Source organism: Rhodococcus sp. DMU1, assembly GCF_012272955.1.
Lineage (GTDB): Bacteria > Actinomycetota > Actinomycetes > Mycobacteriales > Mycobacteriaceae > Rhodococcus > Rhodococcus aetherivorans.
The window spans coordinates 1614504-1636795 of record NZ_CP050952.1; the positions used below are offsets into that span (position 1 = coordinate 1614504).

At 71.5% G+C, this 22292-nt stretch carries 25 protein-coding genes and 1 tRNA gene; 17 read left to right on the plus strand and 9 right to left on the minus strand.

What is annotated here, in order from left to right; genetic code table 11:
• Positions 1 to 78 precede the first annotated feature (78 nt).
• The 7 genes from HFP48_RS07665 (at position 79) to HFP48_RS07690 (ending at position 6340) form a co-directional block, all read left to right on the plus strand.
• Complete coding sequence (locus HFP48_RS07665) at positions 79 to 768, plus strand: response regulator transcription factor (RefSeq protein ID WP_006944976.1); 690 nt, start codon at positions 79 to 81, stop codon at positions 766 to 768.
• A 38-nt stretch (positions 769 to 806) separates the two neighbouring features.
• A complete protein-coding gene (locus tag HFP48_RS07670) occupies positions 807 to 2195 on the plus strand; it encodes a HAMP domain-containing sensor histidine kinase (protein ID WP_202916546.1) in 1389 nt (462 codons plus the stop codon).
• Between the two features lie 107 nt (positions 2196 to 2302).
• Positions 2303 to 3571: a trypsin-like peptidase domain-containing protein gene (locus HFP48_RS07675; protein ID WP_006944973.1), complete on the plus strand. Its 1269-nt coding sequence runs from the start codon at positions 2303 to 2305 to the stop codon at positions 3569 to 3571.
• A 71-nt stretch (positions 3572 to 3642) separates the two neighbouring features.
• On the plus strand, positions 3643 to 4140 hold the full coding sequence (locus HFP48_RS07680; RefSeq protein WP_029542037.1) for a MogA/MoaB family molybdenum cofactor biosynthesis protein: 498 nt from the start codon (positions 3643 to 3645) through the stop codon (positions 4138 to 4140).
• A gap of 2 nt (positions 4141 to 4142) precedes the next feature.
• Positions 4143 to 4361 carry a hypothetical protein gene (locus tag HFP48_RS31520; RefSeq protein ID WP_102800659.1) on the plus strand — a complete coding sequence of 73 codons (219 nt, stop codon included), beginning with the start codon at positions 4143 to 4145 and terminating at the stop codon, positions 4359 to 4361.
• A gap of 563 nt (positions 4362 to 4924) precedes the next feature.
• Positions 4925 to 5653 carry an MspA family porin gene (locus tag HFP48_RS07685; RefSeq protein ID WP_168579306.1) on the plus strand — a complete coding sequence of 243 codons (729 nt, stop codon included), beginning with the start codon at positions 4925 to 4927 and terminating at the stop codon, positions 5651 to 5653.
• A 51-nt stretch (positions 5654 to 5704) separates the two neighbouring features.
• Entirely contained in the window at positions 5705 to 6340 is a 636-nt protein-coding gene (locus tag HFP48_RS07690; protein WP_050034762.1) for an MspA family porin, read from the plus strand.
• A 90-nt stretch (positions 6341 to 6430) separates the two neighbouring features.
• Here HFP48_RS07690 and mscL read toward each other — a convergent pair whose 3' ends face one another.
• The 4 genes from mscL to HFP48_RS07710 form a co-directional block, all read right to left on the minus strand.
• Complete coding sequence (gene mscL / locus HFP48_RS07695) at positions 6431 to 6862, minus strand: large conductance mechanosensitive channel protein MscL (protein ID WP_168579307.1); 432 nt, start codon at positions 6860 to 6862, stop codon at positions 6431 to 6433.
• Between the two features lie 98 nt (positions 6863 to 6960).
• A complete protein-coding gene (locus HFP48_RS07700; RefSeq protein ID WP_168579308.1) occupies positions 6961 to 7659 on the minus strand; it encodes an RcpC/CpaB family pilus assembly protein in 699 nt (232 codons plus the stop codon).
• Between the two features lie 98 nt (positions 7660 to 7757).
• On the minus strand, positions 7758 to 8057 hold the full coding sequence (locus HFP48_RS07705) for an FmdB family zinc ribbon protein (protein ID WP_168579309.1): 300 nt from the start codon (positions 8055 to 8057) through the stop codon (positions 7758 to 7760).
• Between the two features lie 69 nt (positions 8058 to 8126).
• Positions 8127 to 8732: a 5-formyltetrahydrofolate cyclo-ligase gene (locus HFP48_RS07710; RefSeq protein ID WP_006944966.1), complete on the minus strand. Its 606-nt coding sequence runs from the start codon at positions 8730 to 8732 to the stop codon at positions 8127 to 8129.
• 62 nt (positions 8733 to 8794) lie between these two features.
• Here HFP48_RS07710 and HFP48_RS07715 point away from each other — a divergent pair, with 62 nt between their 5' ends.
• From HFP48_RS07715 to glpR, 4 genes are all read left to right on the plus strand, one after another.
• A complete protein-coding gene (locus tag HFP48_RS07715; protein ID WP_006944965.1) occupies positions 8795 to 9706 on the plus strand; it encodes a UTP--glucose-1-phosphate uridylyltransferase in 912 nt (303 codons plus the stop codon).
• A gap of 32 nt (positions 9707 to 9738) precedes the next feature.
• Entirely contained in the window at positions 9739 to 10998 is a 1260-nt protein-coding gene (glp, locus tag HFP48_RS07720) for a gephyrin-like molybdotransferase Glp (protein ID WP_006944964.1), read from the plus strand.
• Positions 10998 to 11633 carry a GNAT family protein gene (locus tag HFP48_RS07725; RefSeq protein WP_029542046.1) on the plus strand — a complete coding sequence of 212 codons (636 nt, stop codon included), beginning with the start codon at positions 10998 to 11000 and terminating at the stop codon, positions 11631 to 11633. Before glp ends, HFP48_RS07725 begins: the two co-directional genes overlap by 1 nt.
• Before the next feature lie 225 nt (positions 11634 to 11858).
• Positions 11859 to 12701 (plus strand): gephyrin-like molybdotransferase receptor GlpR, encoded by an 843-nt coding sequence (gene glpR, locus HFP48_RS07730; protein WP_168579310.1) that lies wholly within the window; start codon positions 11859 to 11861, stop codon positions 12699 to 12701.
• Between the two features lie 84 nt (positions 12702 to 12785).
• Here glpR and HFP48_RS07735 read toward each other — a convergent pair whose 3' ends face one another.
• Positions 12786 to 13577 (minus strand): methyltransferase domain-containing protein, encoded by a 792-nt coding sequence (locus HFP48_RS07735; RefSeq protein ID WP_006944958.1) that lies wholly within the window; start codon positions 13575 to 13577, stop codon positions 12786 to 12788.
• The gene (locus HFP48_RS32070) at positions 13574 to 15223 is read right to left on the minus strand and encodes a helix-turn-helix transcriptional regulator (RefSeq protein WP_282597460.1); all 1650 of its coding nucleotides are present in this window, start codon (positions 15221 to 15223) and stop codon (positions 13574 to 13576) included. The genes HFP48_RS07735 and HFP48_RS32070 overlap by 4 nt, the downstream gene beginning before the upstream one ends.
• A gap of 99 nt (positions 15224 to 15322) precedes the next feature.
• Between HFP48_RS32070 and HFP48_RS07745 the strand changes: the two genes are divergently transcribed.
• From HFP48_RS07745 to HFP48_RS07755, 3 genes are all read left to right on the plus strand, one after another.
• Positions 15323 to 15398: transfer RNA gene (locus HFP48_RS07745), tRNA-Ala, on the plus strand.
• Between the two features lie 110 nt (positions 15399 to 15508).
• A complete protein-coding gene (locus tag HFP48_RS07750) occupies positions 15509 to 15652 on the plus strand; it encodes a hypothetical protein (RefSeq protein ID WP_006944955.1) in 144 nt (47 codons plus the stop codon).
• A gap of 178 nt (positions 15653 to 15830) precedes the next feature.
• Positions 15831 to 16691, plus strand: a complete 861-nt coding sequence (locus tag HFP48_RS07755; RefSeq protein ID WP_006944952.1) for an SDR family oxidoreductase — start codon at positions 15831 to 15833, stop codon at positions 16689 to 16691.
• Positions 16692 to 16694: 3 nt separating this feature from the next.
• On the opposite strand, the gene HFP48_RS07760 is transcribed toward HFP48_RS07755, so the two are convergent.
• A complete protein-coding gene (locus HFP48_RS07760) occupies positions 16695 to 17357 on the minus strand; it encodes an ABC transporter ATP-binding protein (protein ID WP_050034766.1) in 663 nt (220 codons plus the stop codon).
• 77 nt (positions 17358 to 17434) lie between these two features.
• The gene (locus HFP48_RS07765; RefSeq protein WP_072634645.1) at positions 17435 to 18505 is read right to left on the minus strand and encodes an ABC transporter permease; all 1071 of its coding nucleotides are present in this window, start codon (positions 18503 to 18505) and stop codon (positions 17435 to 17437) included.
• 112 nt (positions 18506 to 18617) lie between these two features.
• On the opposite strand from HFP48_RS07765, the gene HFP48_RS07770 reads away from it, so the two are divergent.
• Both HFP48_RS07770 and HFP48_RS07775 read left to right on the plus strand, forming a co-directional pair.
• Positions 18618 to 19799: a sensor histidine kinase gene (locus HFP48_RS07770; protein WP_050034767.1), complete on the plus strand. Its 1182-nt coding sequence runs from the start codon at positions 18618 to 18620 to the stop codon at positions 19797 to 19799.
• Positions 19796 to 20413 carry a response regulator transcription factor gene (locus HFP48_RS07775; RefSeq protein ID WP_168579311.1) on the plus strand — a complete coding sequence of 206 codons (618 nt, stop codon included), beginning with the start codon at positions 19796 to 19798 and terminating at the stop codon, positions 20411 to 20413. The genes HFP48_RS07770 and HFP48_RS07775 overlap by 4 nt, the downstream gene beginning before the upstream one ends.
• A gap of 4 nt (positions 20414 to 20417) precedes the next feature.
• Here HFP48_RS07775 and HFP48_RS07780 read toward each other — a convergent pair whose 3' ends face one another.
• Positions 20418 to 20885, minus strand: coding sequence for an FABP family protein (locus tag HFP48_RS07780; RefSeq protein WP_006944943.1), 468 nt, complete (start codon positions 20883 to 20885; stop codon positions 20418 to 20420).
• Between the two features lie 116 nt (positions 20886 to 21001).
• Here HFP48_RS07780 and arcA point away from each other — a divergent pair, with 116 nt between their 5' ends.
• Positions 21002 to 22207, plus strand: a complete 1206-nt coding sequence (gene arcA, locus HFP48_RS07785; protein WP_006944942.1) for an arginine deiminase — start codon at positions 21002 to 21004, stop codon at positions 22205 to 22207.
• Positions 22208 to 22292 lie beyond the last annotated feature (85 nt).

Genomic DNA, 22292 nt, shown 5'->3' on the forward strand with positions numbered 1-22292 from the left:
CGCCGGGCGGGTCCCCCTCGCCGGACACGCCGCCGCCCTCTCAGACACCTCTCAGCGGTCGGGTCCACACTGGAGGCCATGCGCATTCTGGTGGTCGACGACGACCGGGCGGTGCGGGAGTCCCTGCGCCGATCACTGAGCTTCAACGGATACACCGTCGAACTCGCCACGGACGGGCAGGACGCCCTCGAACAGGTCGCGGCCGAGCGGCCCGACGCGATGGTCCTCGACGTGATGATGCCGCGGGTCGACGGCCTCGAGGTGTGCCGCCGACTCCGCAGCACCGGCGACGACCTGCCCATCCTCGTCCTGACCGCCCGTGACTCCGTCTCCGAGCGCGTCGCCGGCCTGGACGCCGGTGCCGACGACTACCTCCCCAAGCCGTTCGCGCTCGAGGAGTTGCTCGCCCGGCTGCGCGCGCTGCTCCGCCGCGCCTCGCCCGACCCGGCCACCGAGTCGGAGGAGACGCTGCGTTTCGCGGACCTGACGCTGAACCCCTCCACCCGCGAGGTCACCCGCGGCACCCGGTCGATCAGCCTCACCCGCACCGAGTTCGCGCTCATGGAAATGCTCATGGCGAACCCCCGCCGGGTCCTCAGCCGCAGCCGCATCCTCGAGGAGGTGTGGGGCTACGACTTCCCCACCTCCGGCAACGCCCTCGAGGTGTACGTGGGCTACCTGCGCCGCAAGACCGAGGCCGACGGGGAGCCGCGCCTGATCCACACGGTGCGCGGCGTCGGCTACGTCCTGCGGGAAACCCCGCCGTGACCCGGCTCGACGGCGCCGACCCGGATTCGAAGCGCCCCATGCGCCCCCCGCTGCTGCTGACCCGGTCGGTGCCGCTGCGCCGGCGTGTCACGTTGCTGGCCGCCGGCGCGGTGGCGATCGCCGTCGCGGTGACCTCCATCGCGGCGTACGCGGTGGTGGCCCGCGCCCTCTACGCCGACGTCGACAAGCAGTTGCGGGCGCGGGCTGCCGCGCTCGTCGAGAGCAGCACCCTGATCACCTACGACCCCCGCTACATCGGTGGCGCCCAGCTCTACAGCTCCGACATCAGCGTGGCGCTCATCTACTCCAACCTGGGGCAGTACGTCCCGCCCGGGTCGTCCGTCCCGATCGGCGGCGCCGAACTCGCCGTCGCGAAGGGCGAACGGGAGTCGTCGCTGCGCACCGTCGGCCATCAGCGGGTGCTCGCGCAGCGCATCCCCGACGGCAGCACCATCGTCATCGCCCAGCGCCTGCAGCCGACGGCGGACATCCTCAAACGGCTCGCGAGCGTGCTGTTCGTCGTCGGCGGGTGCGGCGTGGTGCTCGCCGCCGCTGCCGGCGCGACGGTGGGACGCACCGGTCTGCGCCCCGTCGCGCGCCTCACCGCGGCGGCCGAGCGGGTCGCCCGCACCGACGACCTGCGGCCGATCCGCGTGACCGGGCACGACGAGCTGGCCCGGCTCACCGAGAGCTTCAACACGATGCTGCGCGCCCTCGCCGAGTCGCGGGAGCGGCAGAGCCGGCTCGTCGCCGACGCCGGCCACGAGCTGCGCACCCCGCTGACGTCGCTGCGCACGAACATGGAGCTGCTCATCGCGGCGAGCCGGCCCGACGCGCCGAACCTGCCCGAGGAGGACATGGCGGAGCTGCGCGCCGACGTGGTGGCGCAGATCGAGGAGCTGTCCACCCTGGTGGGCGACCTCGTCGACCTCGCCCGCGAGGACGCCCCCGAGACGGTGTTCGAACCCGTCGACATCTCGGAGGTCGTCGAGCGCAGCCTCGAACGCGCCCGGCGCCGCCGCTCCGACATCGACTTCACGGCGCACACGGAACCGTGGTTCGTCTACGGCGACCACGCCGCGCTCTCCCGCGCGGTGCTCAACGTCCTCGACAACGCTGCCAAGTGGAGTCCCGCCGACGCCGAGGTGCTGGTGTCGATGCGCCAGCTCGGCACCGGCCTGATGGAACTGACCGTCGACGACGCCGGGCCCGGCATCCCCGAGGAGGACCGCGAGCTGGTGTTCGAGCGGTTCTACCGCTCCACCGCGTCGAGGTCGATGCCCGGATCCGGCCTCGGCCTCGCGATCGTGCGGCAGGTGGTGATGAAGCACGGCGGCACCATCGCGGTCGACATCTCGTCGCGTGGGGGTGCCCTCGTCCGGATCGTGCTGCCCGGCACCCCGCAGCTCGAACACCCGGCGGATTGACAGGAAAATCGCCGTCGGATCTAAGCGGACTCTCAGCCGCCGCGGGCATGCTGGAAGCCGAACGACGAGCCGCCGACCCGGCGGCCGTGTAGACCGAAAGCGATGAGATGAGCGAGGACCCCACACCGGGTGGCGGCCGCCCCGAGCCGCACCAGCCGACACCGCAGCAGCCGACACCGCACCAGCCGAATCCCTACCAGGCTCCCTCCGGTCCCTATGCCGGGTACGGGCACACCGCGCCGTTCGGCGCCCCGCCCCAGCCCGCGCCGGGGCCCCAGGGTTCACCCCGATCGGCGCGGGGCCTGCTCGCCCTCGGCGCCGTCGCGCTGGCGCTGGTCAGCGGCGGGATCGGCGGCGCCGTCGGCGCGTGGACCACGCAGCAGTCGACCGGCGGCACGGCCGTCACCAACGCCCTCGACGCGCCGCGGCCGTCCACGACGACCGTCGCCGCCGCCCCCGCCGGTTCGGTGCAGGCCGTCGCGCAGAAGGTCGTACCGAGCGTCGTGCGCATCGAGGTGGTCGGCCGCACCGCGCAGGGCGAGGGCTCGGGCGTGATCCTGTCCTCCGACGGCCTGATCCTCACCAACAACCACGTCGTCGCCGGGGGCGGCGCCGGCGCGCAGCTCACGGTGTACTTCTCCGACGGCAGCTCGGTCCCCGCGACCATCGTGGGCGCCGACCCGATCTCCGACATCGCCGTGATCCGCGCGGAGGGCCGCACCGACCTCACCCCGATCGAGCTCGGCGACTCGAACGCCGTGCAGGTGGGCCAGCAGGTGGTGGCGGTCGGCTCGCCGCTCGGTCTCGAGAGCACGGTGACCACCGGTATCGTCTCGGCCCTGGACCGGCCCGTGTCGACCAGCGGGGAGACCGGCAACCAGAACACCGTCATCGATGCGCTGCAGACCGACGCCGCGATCAACCCCGGCAACTCCGGCGGCGCGCTGGTGAACATGGACGGCCAGCTGATCGGCGTCAACACGGCGATCGCCACGGCCGGCGGACAGTCCGGATCCATCGGCCTCGGCTTCGCGATCCCGGTCGATCAGGCACGCCGCATCGCCGACGAACTCGTCGACACCGGCAAGGCGACCCACGCCGTCATCGGCGTCCAGGTGCCGTCGCAGAGCGACGTGCGCGGCGCTCGGGTCATGGAGGTCACCGGCGGCGGGCCCGCGGAACGGGCCGGTATTCCGAGCGGCGTGATCATCACCAAGGTCGACGACCGGCTCGTCACCGACGGGGACTCCCTGATCGCGGCGGTCCGCTCGTACGCGCCCGGCGACACCGTGCGCATCACCTACACCGACGCACAGGGTGGCAGCGAGAAGACCGTCGACGTGCAGCTCGCGGCGGCCGAGGCGGGTGGCCGATGAGAAGAGACGCCGCCGGATTCATTCTCGGACATACAGCTCGTTCGACGGACAGGGCAACTACGGTGGGCATCATGGAATTCGAAACCCCCAGGACCGGGCGAGCCCTCGTGGTGATCGTGGACGACCGGGTAGCGCACGGCGACAACCCGGACTCCGCCGGGCCCCTGGTCACCGAGCTCCTCGCAGAGGAGGGATTCGCCGTGGACGGTGTCGTCACGGTGTCGGCCGACGAGGTGGAGATCCGCAACGCCCTCAACACCGCCGTCATCGGCGGCGTGGACCTGGTCATCTCCGTCGGCGGCACCGGGGTGTCGCCGCGCGACGTGACGCCCGACGCCACCTCCGATGTGCTCGACCGGGAACTCCCGGGGATCGGCGAGGCCCTGCGCTCGTCCGGCTTCTCCGCCGGCGCGATGGACGCCGGTCTGTCCCGCGGTCTGGTCGGCCTGTCCGGCTCCACGTTGGTCGCGAACCTCGCCTCCTCGCGCGCGGCGATCCGCGACGGCATGGCCACGCTCCTGCCGCTCGCCTCGCACGTGATCGAGGAACTGTCACGGGTGGAGGGATAGCCATCACCGGTACGGACGAGAGCGCGTCCGGCGCGTCGTCGGACGACGCACCACGGCGCGACGACGCGAGCCGGGCCCGGATCGACCGGGCCCGGCTCCGCCGCATCTTCGGCGACGTCCTCCCCGAGACGACCCGCGACGAGCGCTCGCCGGCAGACGATTCGTCCGACTCGGAAGAATGGCTGCGCCGGCAGGTACCGCCGCACCACGGCCACATGTGATCTACCCCACTTGTAGAAGTCGGCCGATGCCGAATCGTTAATTCCAGCGGTGGGATTCCGCAACCTTCTCGTAACCCTGCAACTCGGCGAGTCGCGGTCGACGCGCGCCCGGCTTTCGGTGGCGCGCATCACGGAAGTACCGGCAGTATGTATTCGGCCACAGCGGCGCATGAACCTGCCACCAGGGGGTATGCGGCTCTATTCATGGGTGAGAGACGGTTTTCGGCGCCTCCGCAACCCCTTCGGGGCGTCCGTTGAAATGGCACCGATTGTTTCATCGGGCCGAAACAATTTCGGGTTCGACGAGGCCTCGCCCCGGGACGTAGCCGTTGCTGGCTTCAGAGGTCACGGTCTAGTCTCTGTCCTGGTTCGCTCAGGTCAAGATCGGTAGCTAATGCGACGGTCTTCATCACGAATCGGAAACGCAACCGTGCGGATGACGCACACGTCGGCACCGGTGAGCACGCTCGCCGGTGTCTCAGGTGTGGCATGCCTCGCGGGCGACAGGGCAGTTGTCGGACGCGTGTGCGTGACCCGGCACGCAGAGAATGGATGAGGCATTCATGAAGATGCAGACGCGACGCGGTGTGAAGGCCGCCCGCAACGTCACGGTGGCCGCCGCCGCCGTGTTCGGCCTGGTTCTGGGATCGACCGGGACCGCCGGCGCTGTGGTCGACGACCAGAACCGGATCGTGTCGGACGGCCACGAGGTCATCGTGACCCAGGAGGACACCTTCATCCAGGGTGTTCCACCGATCGGCGGCAGCCCGCTCAGCCGCGAGTGGTTCCACAACGGCCGTGGCATCGCCAACATCGTCGGCCCCGACGCCGCTGACTTCGAGGGCTCGACCTTCCAGTTCGGCTACCAGTTCGCGTGGTCCGCCGCGGTGGACGGCTCGATCGGTGTGAGCTGGAGCAGCCCGCAGCTCGAGGTGGAGAACGAGACCGCCGCCACCTACGAGCCCGCCGTCGACGAGAACGGGGAGCCGGTCCTGTTGCCGGACGGCACCCAGGCATTCGAGCTCACCGAGGTCGAATCGACCGACACCCTCACGGTCACGGAGCTGCTGCCGCAGCTCACGGCTGGCATCGAGCTGACCCCGGCTCCGGGCATCGAGGAGCTCGTCGTCGCCGAGGGCGAGTTCGACGGCGACTTCAAGGAAGTCCAGATCGCCAATGTCCACGGCGCCGCCACCGGCGTCATCGGCGCGGTCTCGGTCCGCCCGTTCGTCCGCGTGATCACCGCGAACGGCGACAACGTCACCACCTACGGCAAGGTCTGGACGATCTAGTCCTGCTCGCCCCACCCCGCAGTAATCCCCACCAAGAAATACGGAGAAATCATGGGAATCAAGTCGCGTGGCTTCAAGGCCGCACGTAACGCCGCGGTGTCCGGTGCCGCTGTCCTGGGCCTGGTCCTCGGTGCGACCGGCTCCGCGCAGGCTGCGGTCGACGATCAGAACCGGATCGTCTCCACGGACGGCTACGAGGTCGTGGTGACCCAGGAGGACACCTTCATCCAGGGTGTTCCGGCCCTGGGTGGCAGCCCGTTCAACCGCGAGTTCTTCCACAACGGCCGCGGCACCGCGAACCTCGTCGGTGAGTCCGCTGCCGACGCCGAGGGCACCACGTTCCAGTTCGGCTACCAGTTCGCGTGGGCCGGCAGCATCGACGGCGCCATCGGAGTCACCTACTCCACCCCGCAGCTCGAGCTGGAGCTCGGCTCGGATTCCGTTGCCACCGTGACCGACATCCTCCCGCAGGCCTACGCCGAGCTCGAGCTGACCCCGGCTCCGGGCATCGAGGAGCTCGTCGTCGCCGAGGGCGAGTTCGACGGTGACTTCAAGTCCGTGCAGTTCTCGAACGTTCACGGCACCGCCTCCGGCGTCATCGGCGCCGTTCAGGTCCGTCCGTTCGTTCGCGCCATCACCGCGAACGGCGACAACGTGACCACCTACGGCAAGCCCTGGACCGTCTGACACGACGTCCTGCCGACAGGCTGAACACGGGTTGGGCCCGCTCGGAATTCCGAGCGGGCCCAACCTTTTTCGTCGGTGGCACGGTTGCGCCTACTGTTCCCTCTCCTCGAGGCTCAGCTTGGCGTGTGCGCCGGTCTGACCGGACTGCACCTGGAGGAGGTCGCGGATCTGGATGAGCAGATCCTCGGCGCTCGCCTTGGTGTCGTCCCTCTCGGTGGCGAACCGCTTCTTGGCCGCGTTCGCCGGGAGGATCAGCACGAAGTAGACGACGGCGGCGATGATGACGAAATTGATGATCGCCGACACCACCGCGCCGAAGTTGACGAACGTGGCGGGATTGTCCGCGAGGATCTGGACACCCCAGCCCGCCTCGTTGTCGCCGCCGAGCGCGGCAATCAGGGGTTCGATGACGTAGGTGGTGAACGCCGTGACGATGGCCGTGAACGCGGTACCCACGACGACCGCGACAGCGAGGTCGAGCACGTTTCCGCGGAGCAGGAAGTCCCTGAACCCTTTCAGCATGGCGCTTCTCCTAGGGGTGTGGTAGTCGTCACGCTCGCAGTCGCACCATAGACCAGCCGGTACGCCCTCGCGGCGGGATTGCGGCACTGGGTCCCGGATCAGTGCAGGGTCACCGTCAACGCACTCACGAGCGACGCAGCAGCCACAGCCGTCGCGGGCTCGGGCGGCAGGGCGAGCAGGACCACCTTCTCGCCGCGGTCGCTCGTCCGGTCCGTTCCCTGGGCCAGCACGACGGTCGCCTCCGTGGCCAGCACCCGCACCTCCGGCGCCGCACCCGACGACGGGGAGCCGTCCTCGGCGACGGTGAGGACGTCGACGAGGTCGCCTTCGCGCAGCAGATCCCCGACGCCGGGATCGGCCAGGCGCACCGGGACCACCCGGGCCGCCGCGTCGCCGGTGGCGGACGCCGCCAGCCGCGGCCCGAGCATCCGCACCCCGACGAGGGCTTCGCCGGCGGGCACCGGTCCGGCCAGGGTGTGGCCGATCGCCTCGGCGGGGTCGGTGAGTGCCCCGGACGGGAGTTGGGACGGGTCGCGCTCGACGACGGTGACGTCGTCGGCGGTGAGGGTCTGCCCGGGCCGCAGGTCGCGGGCGGCGACGACCGTGGGGGTCCGGTCGCCCGGCGGGCCGCCGGTGACGGCGGAGACCGCCGCGACCCCGACGAGACCGGCCGCGATCGCGCGGCGGACGGCGACGGTGCGCGCCCAGCCCGGCCGTGTCAGTGCCGTGAGGCGGTCTGGCAGGGTGGGATCGAGCGGATTCCGCAGGGGCGGGAACGAGAACGGACCGGCGGGCATGGTCCGAACCCTACGAGTTCGGCCGTGCCCGCCGGCCCGGTGAAGTGCCGGTCACGGGCGGACTGTGGATGAACCGTCCGCCTGTGGATGAAACTGTGTCAGCTCGCGGCTGCGGCCGGTGCCGACGAGGTGCTCGACAACGAGGAGTCCGACGACGAGGTGCTCGACGAACTGCCGGACGACGAGTCGGACTTGGCCGGCTCGCTGGCGGTGCTGCCTCCGCCGCGGGAGTCGGTGCGGTAGAAGCCGCTGCCCTTGAAGACGATGCCGACCGAATTGAACAGCTTGCGCAGCTTGCCCGAGCACTCGTTGCATTCCGTCAGGGCGTCGTCGGTGAACGACTGCACGATGTCGAATCGGTTGTCGCAGGACGTACAGGCATAGGAGTAAGTGGGCACCGGTGGATCCTCCGCGAATTGGTTGGCGACCGCAGCATTAGCACTCTACAGCCGACAGTGCCAACGTGGCTACCTGGGTGCTCTATTCCCGGTGTCGCGCGACCCGTTCAGCGGCACCAGGCCGCGGCCGGGGGTCAGGGCCCAGCCCATTCGGATGTCGTGGGGATCCTCCGGCAGCTCCGGCACGAGTTCGTCGTCCCGGACCACCGCGACCAGGACGGCGTCGGCGGCGGCGAGGTGCAGGGTCCGGTCGTAGAAGCCGGCCCCGCGACCGAGCCGCACGCCGCGCTCGTCCACTGCGAGCGCCGGCACCACCACGGTGTGCGCCCGCCGCACCTCCTCCGGGCCCAGCGCCGGCCCGGTGGGTTCGAGCAGGCCGTACCCGGCGGGGGCGAGTGCGCCGGGGCCGGTGTACTGCGCCCAGTCCAGGGTGCTGTCCGGGCGGGTGAGCGGGAGCAGCACCCGGTTTCCGGCCTCGCGCAGGGCGTCGAGCAGGGACAACGCACCAGGTTCCGAACCGACCGGCACGTACGCGCAGACCGTCGCCCGGGCGGGGGCCAGCGACCGTGCCGCCGCGGCGAGGGCGTCGTCCTCGCCGCGGCGCTCCCCGTCGCTGCGGGCCCGTCGCGCAGCAACGATTCGGGCCCGCCATTCCGACTTGGAGAGTGCGCTCATATCCGCCACCTTAGGATCTGACGTATCTACCGGGTGGTAGCCGAAAGTTAGGGTGGGTGTTTATGACGAACAGAGCGACCGGTGAAGCCGGCCACTTCCGGACGGCGGTGGTTCCCGCAGCCGGTCTCGGTACGCGCTTTCTGCCCGCGACCAAGACCGTGCCGAAGGAACTTCTCCCGGTGGTGGACACGCCCGGAATCGAGCTCGTGGCGGGGGAGGCCGCGGACTCGGGTGCCGAGCGCCTGGTGATCGTGACGGCTCCGGGTAAGGACGGCGTCGTCGCGCATTTCGTCGAGGACCTCGTCCTCGAGTCGAAGCTGAAGGAGAGCGGCAAGTACCACCTGCTCGAGAAGGTCCGCAAGGCGCCGGGCCTGCTCGAGGTGGAGTCGGTGGTGCAGGAGAAGCCGCTCGGGCTCGGGCACGCCGTCGCGTGTGCCGAGGTCGCCCTCGATCCAGACGAGGACTCCATCGCGGTGCTGCTCCCGGACGACCTCGTGCTGCCGCGCGGCGTCCTCGAGACCATGCAGCGGGTGCGTGCCAAGCGCGGCGGCACGGTGCTGTGCGCGATCGACGTGCCCAAGGACCAGGTGAGCGCCTACGGCGTCTTCGACGTCGAGGAGGTGCCCGACGCCGTCAATCCGGACGTGCTGAAGGTCGTCGGCATGGTCGAGAAGCCGGCGCCCGAGGATGCGCCGTCCACCTTCGCCGCTGCCGGCCGCTATCTGCTCGATCGGGCGATCTTCGACGCGCTGCGCCGGATCACCCCCGGTGCGGGCGGCGAACTGCAGCTCACCGATGCGATCGCCCTGCTCATCGAGGAGGGTCACCCCGTGCACGTGGTGGTGCATCGCGGCACTCGACACGACCTCGGAAATCCCGGCGGCTATCTGCGCGCTGCGGTTGACTCTGCGTTGAACAGCGAGGAGTACGGCCCCTCCCTGCGGGAGTGGCTGGTCGAGCGCCTGAAGCACTGACGGCGCGACAGGTCGGGAGGACGAGAAGCGGTATGCGGTCGGTCGAGGATCAACAGGCCAGGGTCACGGCGGCGGCGGTGGCGCCACGGCCGGTCCGGGTCGCCATCTCCGAGGCCCAGGGGCTGCTCTGCGCGGAGGAAGTGGTCACCGAGCGGCCACTGCCCGGCTTCGACCAGGCCGCGATCGACGGTTACGCGGTCCGCAGCGTCGACGTCCAGGGCGCGGGCACCGACCGGACCGGCGAGGACGGCGAGCCGATCGAGCTGACTCTGCCCGTGGTGGGGGAGGTCTCGGCCGGCTCGCGTCAACCGATCCGGCTGCAGCCACGGCAGGCCGTGCGGGTGGACACCGGGGCGCCGCTGCCGACCCTCGCCGACGCCGTCCTCCCGCTCGACCGCACCGACGGTGGCCGCGCGCGCATCAAGGTCCTGCGTCCCGTCCGGACCGGCGACTACGTGCGCCGCGCCGGCGACGACGTCCAGCCCGGTGACGTCGCGGTCCGGGCCGGCACCATCATCGGGGCCGCCCAGGTCGGGCTGCTCGCGGCGGTCGGCCGCGACAAGGTGCTGGTCCATCCGCGTCCCCGGCTCTCGGTGATCTCCATCGGCGGCGAACTCGTGGACGTGGACCGCACTCCGGGCCCCGGCCAGGTGTACGACGTCAACTCGTACGCGCTCGCGGCGGCCGCCCGCGACGCCGGCGCGGACGTCAACCGCGTCGGGATCGCCAGCACCGACCCGAAGCGCCTGCGGGAGGTCGTCGAGGGCCAGCTGATCCGCTCCGAGATCGTCGTCGTCGCGGGAGCCGTCGGTGGCGGCGCGCTCGAGGACGTGCGCGAGGCGTTGTCGGACCTCGGCAAGCTCGAAGTGGAGCGGGTGGCGATGCACCCCGGTTCGGTGCAGGGGTTCGGCCAGCTCGGCCGCGACGAGGTGCCCACCTTCCTGCTGCCGGGCAACCCGGTCAGCGCGCTGGTCGTGTTCGAGGTGATGGTGCGGCCGCTGATCCGTATCGCGCTCGGCCGCCGGCAGCCGATGCGCCGCGTCGTCACCGCCCGCACCGTCACGCCGATCACCTCGATCCCGGACCGCAAGGGATTCCTGCGGGGGCAGCTGATGCGCGACGAGGCGACCGGCGAGTACATGGTCCAGGCGCTCGGTGGGGCGGCGGGCGCGTCGTCGCACCTGCTGGCGACCCTGGCCGAGGCGAACTGCCTGGTGCTGATCGAGCCGGAGGTGACCGAGGTGCGCACCGGGGATCCGGTGGACGTCGCCTTCCTCGGACAGCGCGGCTGATGACCCGTCATCCGGGATGGCCGGCGGAGCTGGGCCCGCTGCGGGTGGCCGGCGGCCTGGTCACGGTGCGGCCGATCCGGCTGCGGGACGCGGCGGCGTGGAGCCGGTTGCGGATCCGGGACCGGGCGCATCTCGAGCCGTGGGAACCCACCGGCGACGTGCCGTGGGAGATGCGCCATCACATCACCGTGTGGCCGGGGCTGTACCGCAGCCTGCGGGCGGAGGCCCGCCGGGGCCACATGCTGCCGATGGCGATCGAGCTCGACGGCGAGTTCTGCGGGCAGATCACCGTGGGCAACGTGGTGCGCGGCGCGCTGCGGTCGGCGTGGATCGGGTATTGGGTGGCCAAGCACGTCAACGGTCTGGGTGTGGCGACGGCGGCGGTGGCGCTGGGGCTCGACCACTGCTTCGGGCCGGCCGGACTGCACCGGGTGGAGGCCACGGTGCGGCCGGAGAACGTTGCGAGCCGCGCGGTCCTGCGCAACGTCGGCTTCCGGGAGGAGGGCCTGCTGCGGCGCTACCTCGACGTCGACGGGCGGTTCCGCGACCATCTGCTGGTCGCGATGACGGTCGAGGAGGTCCCCGGAAGCGTGTCCGATGTGCTGATCCGGGGCGGCCGGGCCACCTGGGCCTGATCTTGTAACGCAGATTACGTGCATCGCTGCGTAGTAATACCCACACGGTCCTATATCTCTGTGACTAGAGTGAAGAGAGTGTCACATGATTCGCGTGACTCGTGTGACAGCTGTAGTCATCTGAGTCGGCGTTTCTGTCCGGGTGACGGCTTCGGGGCCGCTAACCTGACGGGGTCAGTGGCGTCGACGGACTGGTGGGCGACAACTGGGAGGAGGGCCGCCGAAATGCCGAACTCGCTCCTGTGGATCGGGCTGGTTGCCGTGTGGTTGTTCGTTCTGGTGCCCATGCTGGTCACGAAGCGCCCCCGTATTCGCCAGACGACCGACGCCGCACTCGCAACCCGGGTCCTGCACCGAGGTGACGACGAGCCACTCGCCCCGCGCGGGCCGGCCGCCGGTCATCGCACCGACCCCCACTGGCGTCCGAGTCGGGATTCCGCCCGTCCCACAGCCGGCGACGACTCCGGTCGCGCCCGCACGGTGGACGACCGCAGACACCGCCACCCAGCGGAGGACCGCATGGACACACAGCTCGACACCGACATCGACTTCGAGGAGCGTCCCGACCGGGCTCCCGCCCGGGAGTTCGTGCCCCAGCGTCGCGGACGCGGCGGATTCGACCCGCAGGCCGACGCCATGGCCCGGGCCGCGCGCTACGAGTTCCGGCAGCGCACCGTGCTCGGCCTGCTGTTCGCCGCGATCATCACCGCCGCCCTCGCCCTCATCGTCTCGTCGGCCCTGTGGTGGCTGTGCACGGTGGCGACGGCTGCCCTCGCCGGCTACCTGATCTACCTCCGTCGCCAGGTGCGTGTCGAGCAGGAGATTCGCCGCCGTCGCATGGCGCGCCTGAACCGTTCGCGGCTCGGCGTCGAGTCACACAGTGACGACGAGCTGCGGCTGGTCCCGGCCCGGCTGCGACGCCCCGGCGCGGTGGTGCTCGAGGTGGACGACGAGGACCCGGTGTTCGAGCACCTGGACCACTACACGGACGACGAGCCCGCCTACGAGACGTACGAACCCCGTTACGACGCCGACGACTACCCGGTGCGTCGGGCCTCCGGGGAGTAGTCACCGATCCGTTCGGGCCGAGCGAATGTATCGTTCATCTCCTCAGCGGTAGCGGGCGATACATTCGCTCGGAGCGGGGCGTATTCAGCGCGCGGTGACGATGTGCGCCACGAGAGGCGCCGACACCGAGCCGTCCGGGTCGGTGAACCGGGCCAGCACCGTTCGGGCCTCCGAGGTGATCGCCTCGTACGTTCCGGCGTCGAGCCGTTCGATCAACGGGCTGCCCTCGACCTCGGTCGCCACCATCGCATCCACGGACGGGAACCGCGCGCTTCCGGTGTGCGTGGTGAACCGATCGACGGTGAGTCCGGCGTCGCGGAACCATCCCCGTAGTTCGTCGCGGTCCCCACAACTCCAGTAGGTGCCCAGGAGGGACGCCGCGGGCGGGCCGGCGTGCCGCACCGCGACGTCGACGAAGTCTCGGTATGCCGGCTGCTCGTCCAACGCGGCCGGCACACACACGGCGACCATCTCCGTCGCCACGCGGCGCATCTCGCGCAGCGCCCGTGCACGATCGGGAAAGAACATCAGCGCCATCTGGCACAGCGCCGCATCGAACGAACCGTCCGCGAACGGCAGCGCGCCGGCGTCACCCCGGTGCCATTCGAGGTCGGGACGCAACCGACGTGCCACCGCCAGCATGGCCTCACTGGCATCGACACCGACCACCCGTCCCGACGGGCCTACCCGGTCGGCGGCTACGCGCGCGACGATCCCGGTTCCGCATGCCACGTCCAGCACCCGCGTGCCCGTCGTGATCGCAGCCTGGTCCAGCAGCCGTGGCGCCCACTGCGCGAAGATCGCGGGTACGAAGCGTGACTCGTACACCTCCGCGGCCGCCGGTGAAATCCCGAAGTTCTCGCTTGTGTTCGTCATACACCGAGGATGGCGCCGCGCCCGGGTGCCGCGCATCGGGCAGGTGACCCATCTTCCGGGTGGGCGGCGGCATACGCGGCGGCCTCCGAGCGGTTCCGCACGCCGAGCTTGCGGAGGATGTGGCTCACGTGGTGCGCCACCGTCTTGCGGGAGACGAACAGCCGGCCGGCGATCTCCGGATTCGTCAAACCCCTTGCGAGCAGGTCCAGTACTTCGCGTTCGCGGGGGGTGAGGCCGCTGTCGAGATCCGGGCCGGCGCGAGTGGTGGCGCGGATGCCGGGGCCGCGCACCCCGAGACGCCGCAACAGGGCCGCGGAACGGTCCGCGGCGGCGACGGCTCCGAGTTCCCGGAAGATCGTCACCGCCGTTCGCCCGCGTGCGGTCGCGAGGACAGGATCGTCGTTCATCGCCGACTCGGCCAATTCGAGCAGGCATCGGGCCTCCTCGAACGGCGCCGAGCGGTCCGCCCAGCGAGCAGCGGCCGTCTCGAAGGCATCGACGGCGGCCGCCACGCAGCCCTGCGCCGCAGCAGTCAGCGCCGACGCCTCCACCGCCTCGGGACCGTCGGGATCGAGCGCCGCCGCGGTGGTCGTCGCCGCGTTCAGGTCGCCTGTGGCCGTCTGGGCCCGGGCACACAGCAGGGACGTGGTGCCGTGACGTTCGAGCAGCCGCCGGGCGGTTGCGGGATCGCCGTCGGCCAGGGCGACCTCGGCGCGGGCGGTGTCCAATTCCGTGGTCGGGCGGCGGGATCGGTCCAGCATCGCCCGGGCCTCGTCGAGCCGCCCCTGCCGGACCCGGAGCGTGGCGAGGGCCGCGACGGCGCGCGCGTGGACGGCGGGGCAGACCTTCTCGTCGAGCGTGAGAACCGCCGTCAGGAGCCGGTCCGCCTCCCCCCAACGGCCCGCGGTGAGCAGCAATGCCCCGTAGAGGGTGCGGCACTCGACGTACAGGAAGGGACACCCCCAGCGGGAGGTGAAGTCCTCGGCGACGCGGCACCATTCGTCGGCGCGACGGGTGTCGCCGGCGAGCGCACACGCGCCCAGCATGTCGCAGCAGACGAACACGACGGTGTCGAATCGGCGGTCCGCATCGCCCAGAGCGGCCGCCGCGGCCTCGTCCAGCAGCGCGAATCCGGGTTCCAGGTCGCCCCGGGCCACAGCCACGTGACCGGACTGGGCGAGGGCCACCAGTTCGAGATCCCGGTCGCCGCATCGGTGTGCGGCGTCCAGGGCGCGCGCCGCCCACGGTCCGGCCGCTGCGGCGTCCGGGAGCAGGCGGTGGGCGTGTGCCACCCACACCAGGGCGTGCAACGCGCCCGGTGCACCCTCGGGCAGCAGTCGCTGCGCCCGGCGGACCCAACCGTGGGCCACCGACCGATTGCCGAAATCGGACGTGTAGCTGATGCTCAGCCACGCCGCGCAGCGAACCGCACTCTCTCGGTCGCCGCTCCGGAGAGCCGTCGTGTAGGCCCTGCGATAGGCGGCGACGCTGTCGTCGAGGCGCCCGAGCCACCACGACGCCTCGCCGACGCCGAGCCACGCCGCCGGATCGTCGGTCGCGGCCGCCACCGACGTCAGGTCGGCCAGCGCGGCGGCCCACCGACCCTCCCGCAGGGCCTGGTCCCCGCGGAGGCGCACTGCATCCACATGTCGATTGTCCGCCGCCGTGACCTGTGCCGATACCGCAATTTCGTCTCCGGCTCGCACGTTTGCTACAGTTTGCGAGCGGTTCCGAACGGAACCTGCGGGGCTGTGGCGCAGTTGGTAGCGCGCTTCGTTCGCATCGAAGAGGTCAGGGGTTCGATTCCCCTCAGCTCCACCACCGAAGGGCGTCTCCCGGACAGGGAGGCGCCCTTCGTCGTCGATGCCGTGCCGCCGATTGCCGGCCGAACCGGCCCGCGGTCGGGGAGACTGTGTGACATGGAACACAGAATGAGTGACGACGAACTGCGGCGCGCTATTCGAGTGCTCCGCGAACGTGCCGACAGCGCCCGCAGCGAAGGGCGCGAGGCCGACGCCGACGGCATCGAGGAGACGATCCGCAAGTACCAGGAGGAGATGGCCCAGCGCCTCTGAGCCGTCCGCGCGCATCGGTGCCGCCCGCGCGCATTCGTCGCGCACACGCACTGTCGAGCGCGCGGCCGGCGGTCCCATACGCCCTCAGCCCCCCTCTCTCTCACCGCGGCGCCCGCGCGGCGCCGCGGCGGATCGCGCCGCGCTAAGGTGACCCGCACACGACGAATCGGGGGCGGAGATGGCGATCAAGGACCTGCGGGGCCGTAAGTTCCTCGTGACCGGGGCGGCCAGCGGCATCGGCCGGGCGCTGGCCCTGGCCGCCGCCGCGGAGGGTGCCGAACTGGTGCTCACCGACCTCGCCGCCGACGGTCTCGACGACACGGTGCGGACGGTGCGCGAAGGGGGTGGGTCGGTGCTGCACGCCGCCGCCCTCGACATCTCCGACTACGACGCGGTCACCGCCTTCGCCGCCGACGTCCACGACCGCGCCGGCGCCCTCGACGTGGTCGCCAACGTCGCCGGAACGTCGGTGTGGGGCACGGTCGACGCCCTCGAGCACCGCCACTGGAAGCAGATGGTCGACGTCAACCTGATGGGCCCGATCCACGTCATCGAGAACTTCGTGCCCCCCATGATCGAGGCCGGCCGCGGCGGGCACCTCGTCAACGTCTCCTCCGCGGCGGGCCTGCTGGCCCTGCCGTGGCACGCGGCGTACAGCGCGAGCAAGTTCGGCCTGCGCGGGGTCTCCGAGGTGCTGCGCTTCGACCTGCACCGGCACCGCATCGGGGTCTCGCTCGTCGTGCCCGGCGCCGTGCGTACCCCGCTGGTGAACTCGGTGCAGATCGTCGGCGTGGACCGCGACCATCCGGCCGCCCGAAAGCTCACCTCGCGGTTCGAGCGGCACGCCGCGTCGCCGGAGAAGGTCGCCGGGTGCATCCTCGCCGGGATCCGGAAGAACCGTTTCCTGGTGTACACGTCGTTCGACGTGCGCTTCGGTTACTGGTGGGCCCGCAAGTTCGCGCCTCCGTACAACGTGGTGATGCAGCTCGCCAACAACTACTTCTCCCGCACGCTCGAGGCGGTGCGTACCCGCCGGTGACGCTCAGGCGGGCGTCTTGTCGAGGGCGAACTCGCGCAGCCGTGTTCCCGCCCGCAGCGCCTCCCGATCGTGCGTGACCATCACGACGGCGACGTCGCGTTCGCGTGCCATCCGTTCGAGCAGCTCGACGATCTCCCGGCTGCGCTCGGCGTCCAGCGCCGAAGTCGGCTCGTCGACCAGCAGCACCGCCGGATCGTTGACCAGGCTCCGGGCGATCGCGACCCGCTGCCGCTGCCCGCCGGAGAGCTGGTGCGGGCGGCGGTCGGCCTGCTGCGTCAGGCCCACCGCGGCGAGCAGGTCGCGGGCGCGGGCCTGGTCGAGCCGGCGCCCGCTCAGGTGCGCGATCAGCGAGAGCTGTTCGGTGGCGGTCAGCGAGGGAAGCAGATTCGCCTGCTGGAACACGAAGCCGATCCGTTCGCGCCGCAGCCGCGTGCGGGCCGCCGCGTCGAGGCCCGTGGTGTCCACGCCGTCGAGGACGACCCGCCCGGAGTCGGGCACGGTGAGCAGCCCCGCGACGGCCAGCAGGCTCGACTTGCCGGATCCGGACGGACCGGTGACGGCGACCGTCTCGCCGGGCTCGGCGTGGAAGTCCAGGCCGTCGAGGACGCGCAGCGTGGCGTCGCCGTCGGGATAGGTGAGGACGATGTCGGTGAGCCGCACGCTCATGGTGGTGCCTTTCTCGAACGAGTCGGTGTCTTTCGAACAGCGTCGGTGTCTCGAACAGCGTCGGTGTCTCGAACAGCTCAGTGGGCCGCGGCGAGCGCGGTGAGCGGGTCGACGGAGCCGATGCGTGCGACGGCCGCCGCGGCCCCGAGGAGGCCGACCCCGACCAGCGCGACGAACGGCAGCACGGTAGTGGCCGCGCTCAGCGTGAACGGCACGACGGTGGCTGCGGCCGCTCCCGCGGCTGTCGCGGCGACGGTGCCCAGGCCGGTGCCGAGCACGAGCACCACCGCGGCCTGTCCGAGGGCGTCGCGCAGCAGGTAGGAGGTGGAGGCGCCGACCGCGCGCAGCACCGCGATGTCCCGGCTGCGCTGGACCGTCCACACCGTGAAGAACGCACCCACGACGAGGGCGCCGACGACGAGCAGCATGCCCTGCATCAGCAGCAGCGACCCGCGTTCGGAGGTGTACGAGCCGACGGTGTTCAGGGTCGCGGACGTGTCGAGGACGCTCGTGCCGGTCGCGGCCGCGGCCGCCGCCGTGTCGAACCCGGGACCGGTCCGCAGCGCGATCACCGTCCCGTCGGCGCCGGCCGTCGCGGGGAGTTCGCGCCAGGTCCCGAGGTCGAGCCACACCACGGGCTGATGGCTGTAGTAGGAGTCCTCGACGAGAGCGGTGAGGGTGACCTCCCGCCCGCCGACGGTCAGGACGGTGCCCGGCGTCCAGCCGTTGTCGGTGGCGAGTTGCGCGTCGACCGCCGCCGTCGCCGGGCGCAGGGCCGCCGGTGCCGCGAAGGAACCGGGAGCGACCCCGAACAGTGCCGCCATCACCTCGCGCCCGCCCGCACCGACGCGTCCGGGGGCAACGCCGAGCACGGCGGTGTCGGTCACGCCGGGTTGCGCGGCGAGGGCGGTGCGCTGCGCGTCCGTGACGGTGGACTCCCCGAACGACAGGTCGGACGGATCGGTGTCACCGCCGTCGAGGGCGAAGTGATCGGCACCGATGCCGCGGATCGCGGCGATCGACTGGTTGCCCAGGCCCGCGGTGAGGCCGGAGAGCATGACGACGAGAAACGAGACCAGGACGAGCACCGCCGACATGACGGCGAAGCGCCCCGTGGCGAAGCGCAGATCGCGCAGTGCGAGGAACATGAGTTCCACGGTGCCCGGTGCGGCGATGCCGGCGCATCGCTCGGTGGATGGGTTCCCGGATCAATCGAAAGTGGGAGGCGGCGGCGTGCGCGGCGGTGTTAGCGTCGGTGAAATGCAGACCGCCCGACAGCACCGCCCCGAGGGGACGGTCCCGGTGCTGCGTGCGATGCAGCTGGGCCAGCACGCGCTGTTCGTACTGCTGCTGCTCGTCGGGGTGCTGCGCGGCGGCGGCACCCCGGGGGTGCTGGTCCTCGCGGGCGCCGAATTCGCCTGGTACATCTCGGGGCTGTGGTTCGCCCGGCGCGGGTCCCGCGGCGGGATCTGGCTGGCGGTGCTGCTGGCCGGCTGGCTGGCGCTGGTGGTGCTCGCACCGGATTTCGTGTGGCTCGCCTTCGCGCTGTTCTTCCTGTGCTTCCACCTGCTGCCCACGATCGCCGCGTTCGCCGCGACGGCGGCTCTGACGGCGGTCGCGATCGCCGCGAGCCTGGGCCACGGCACGGCCAACGCCACGGCCGCCGTCGTCGGCCCGTTGTTCGGGGCGCTCGTCGCGTCCGGCACGGCCCTGATCTACCGGCAGCTCGTGCGCGACGCCGAGCAGCGCGACGCGCTGCTCGCCGAGCTCACCGAGGCACACCGCGAACTGCTCGACGCCCAGGACGAGCTGGTGCGGTTGCAGCGGGAGACCGGTGCCACCGCCGAGCGGGCCCGGCTGGCCCGCGACATCCACGACACCCTCGCCCAGGGCTTCTCGTCGATCCTGCTGCTCGCCCGCGCCGGGCTGCGGGCCGGCGACGACACCGCGGCGCTGCTCGGCCGGATCGAGGAGACGGCACGGCGCAATCTCGTCGAGGCCCGCCGGGTCGTCGACAAGCTGCGACCGTCCGATCTCGACGATGCGCCGCTCGCGGCGGCCCTCGGCCGCATCCTGGACCGGTTGCGTGCCGACACCGGCATCGACGCGGAACTGCGCGTGGACGGCGAACCGTTGCCGCTGCCCACGGGATTCGACGTCGCGCTGCTGCGGGTGGCGCAGAGCGCGCTGGCGAACGTCCGGCTGCACGCCCACGCGCGCCGCGTGCGGGTCACCCTCGCCTACACCCCGGACGAGGTCCGGCTCGACGTGGTCGACGACGGCGTCGGCTTCGACGTCCGCGACGCGGGCTCGGGCGGTGGGTTCGGGCTCACCGCCATGCGGGAGCGGCTCGCCGAGCTGGGCGGCACGGTGTTCCTCGAGTCGGCGCCGGGCGATGGAACCGCCGTGGCGGCAACGCTTCCCGTGCGGGTGCTGCCGTGATCCGGGTACTGCTCGTCGACGACCATCCCGTCGTGCGGGCGGGGCTGCGTGCCCTCCTCGCGTCGGAGCCCGGGCTCGAGGTGGTGGCCGAGGCTGCGTCCGGTCGGGAGGCCGTCGCGCAGAACGCGGCGCACCGCCCGGACGTGGTGCTGATGGACCTGCGGCTCGGGCCCGGGATGGACGGGGCGCAGGCGACGGCCGAACTGGCTTCCGCGCCGGATCCGCCGAAGGTGCTGGTGCTGACCACCTACGACACCGACTCCGACATCCTGCGCGCGGTCGAGGCGGGAGCGGCCGGGTATCTGCTCAAGGACGCCGACCCGGCCGTGCTCGTCGACGCGGTGGCGCGGGCCGCCCGGGGCGAAACCGTGCTGGATCCCGGTGTGGCGCAACGGCTCTACCGCAGCATGCAGACGCCGCGGGTGGAGCTGAGCGCCCGCGAGATCGAGGTACTCGGCGCGGTGGCGCGGGGGCTCTCCAACCGGGCCGTCGCCAAGGAACTGTTCGTGAGCGAGGCCACCGTCAAGTCCCATCTGGTGCATGCCTTCTCGAAGCTGGGCGTGGACTCGCGCACCGCGGCGGTCGCGGCGGCGCGCGAGCGCGGCCTGCTGTGAACGGTTATCCGGCGCGTCGCAGCCGCGCGTGCAGGTGGTGGGTGAGCGGGGTCTGGGCGTGCGCCATCCACAGGTCGTAGGACAGTTCGTCGCCGTCGAGGACGAACCGCCGCCGCAGCTCGTGCACCGGCTTCGCGTGGGGAGAGCGCTCGAGGTGCACGGTGGTGAAGTCGAGGACGCCGTGGGTGAGCCGCGACCGCTGGATCTCCACGAACCCGGTCGGCTGGGAGACGAGCAGCTCCACCTCGTGATCGGCGAGACGGAGGTATCCGTTCTCGGTGTGCATCGGCTGACCGGTGCCCGGGTTCTTCGTGCGGCTGACGTACATCAGGAACGGCTTGCCCGGGGTGGGGGTGAACTCGATGGTCTCGTTGTAGGTGAAGTCCTCGATGGTGGGGTAGTGGCCTTCGCCGCCGCCCACCCAGCGGCCGGCGAAGGCGGCGAGATCACCGAGCGGGCCGGTGTCGGTCATGTGGGTCTCCTCGGTCGTCGGGCACCGTCGATCCTGCCATCGCCGGGCGGGCGCCCGGCCGGCTTCGCGGAGTTTCGGCGCGCCGCGCGGCGGGCCGCGGCATTACGGTCTTATTCATGAACGCTCAGCTGGGTGTGGATTCCGAGGTGGGGTCGCTGCGGGCGGTGCTGATGCACCGGCCGGGCGCGGAGCTCGAACGCCTGACTCCCCGCAACAACGACCAGCTGCTGTTCGACGCGTTGCCGTGGGTGGCGCGGGCGCAGGAGGAACACGACGCGTTCGTCGACCTGCTGCGCGGGCGGGGGGTGGAGGTGCTGCTCCTGTCCGACCTGCTCACCGAGACCCTCGAGGTCAGCGGGGCCGCCCGCGTCCAGGGGGTGTCGTCCGCGGTGGATCCGCGCCGGCTCGGGCACGGGCTGGCGCAGGAACTCGCCGCGCACCTGCGCGCGATGTCTGCCGCGGATCTCACCCGCGTCCTCGTCGCGGGCATGACGTTCGACGAACTACCCGTCGCGGGCCTCGGAGCCGCGCCGTCGCTGGTGCGGTTGATGCATCACGGAGCCGACTTCGTGATCGAGCCGCTGCCGAACCTGCTGTTCACCCGCGACTCGTCGTTCTGGATCGGCCCGCGGGTCGCGATCCCCACCCTGGCACTGCCGGCCCGGCGCCGGGAGGCCTCGATCACCGATCTGATCTACGCGTTCCACCCGCGGTTCCTGGGGGTGCGCCGCGCCTACGAATCGCACACGGCGCCGGTCGAGGGCGGCGACGTGCTGCTGCTCGGCCCGGGAGTCGTGGCCGTGGGCGTGGGGGAGCGCACGACACCGGCGGGGGCGGAAGCGTTGGCGCGCAGCGTCTTCGAGGACGGTCTCGCGCACACCGTGCTGGCGGTGCCGATCGCGCAGCAGCGGGCCTCGATGCATCTGGACACCGTGTGCACCATGGTGGACGTCGACGCCGTGGTGATGTACCCCGCGGTGCGGGAAACGTTGCAGGCCTTCACTCTGCGCCGGGAGAACGGCGACGTCCGGATCGGCGGGCCGCGCGGGTTCCTCGAGGCGGCCGCCGACGCGATGGGCATCGAGAAGCTCCGCGTCATCGACACCGGCCTCGATCCGGTCGTCGCCGAGCGTGAACAGTGGGACGACGGCAACAACACCCTCGCCCTCGCGCCCGGCGTGGTGGTCGCCTACGAACGCAACATCGAGACCAACACCCGCCTCGAGGACGCGGGCATCGAGGTGCTGCGGATCGCCGGGTCCGAACTGGGCTCCGGACGCGGCGGGCCGCGCTGCATGTCCTGCCCGCTCGCCCGCGGCTGACCGGCGCGTCCGGCGCGGGCGAGCGGCCGGACCCTAGATGGCTGGTGTTTTTCGCGTGGCGTTGCCGCGCTGATCGAGGCGGCTC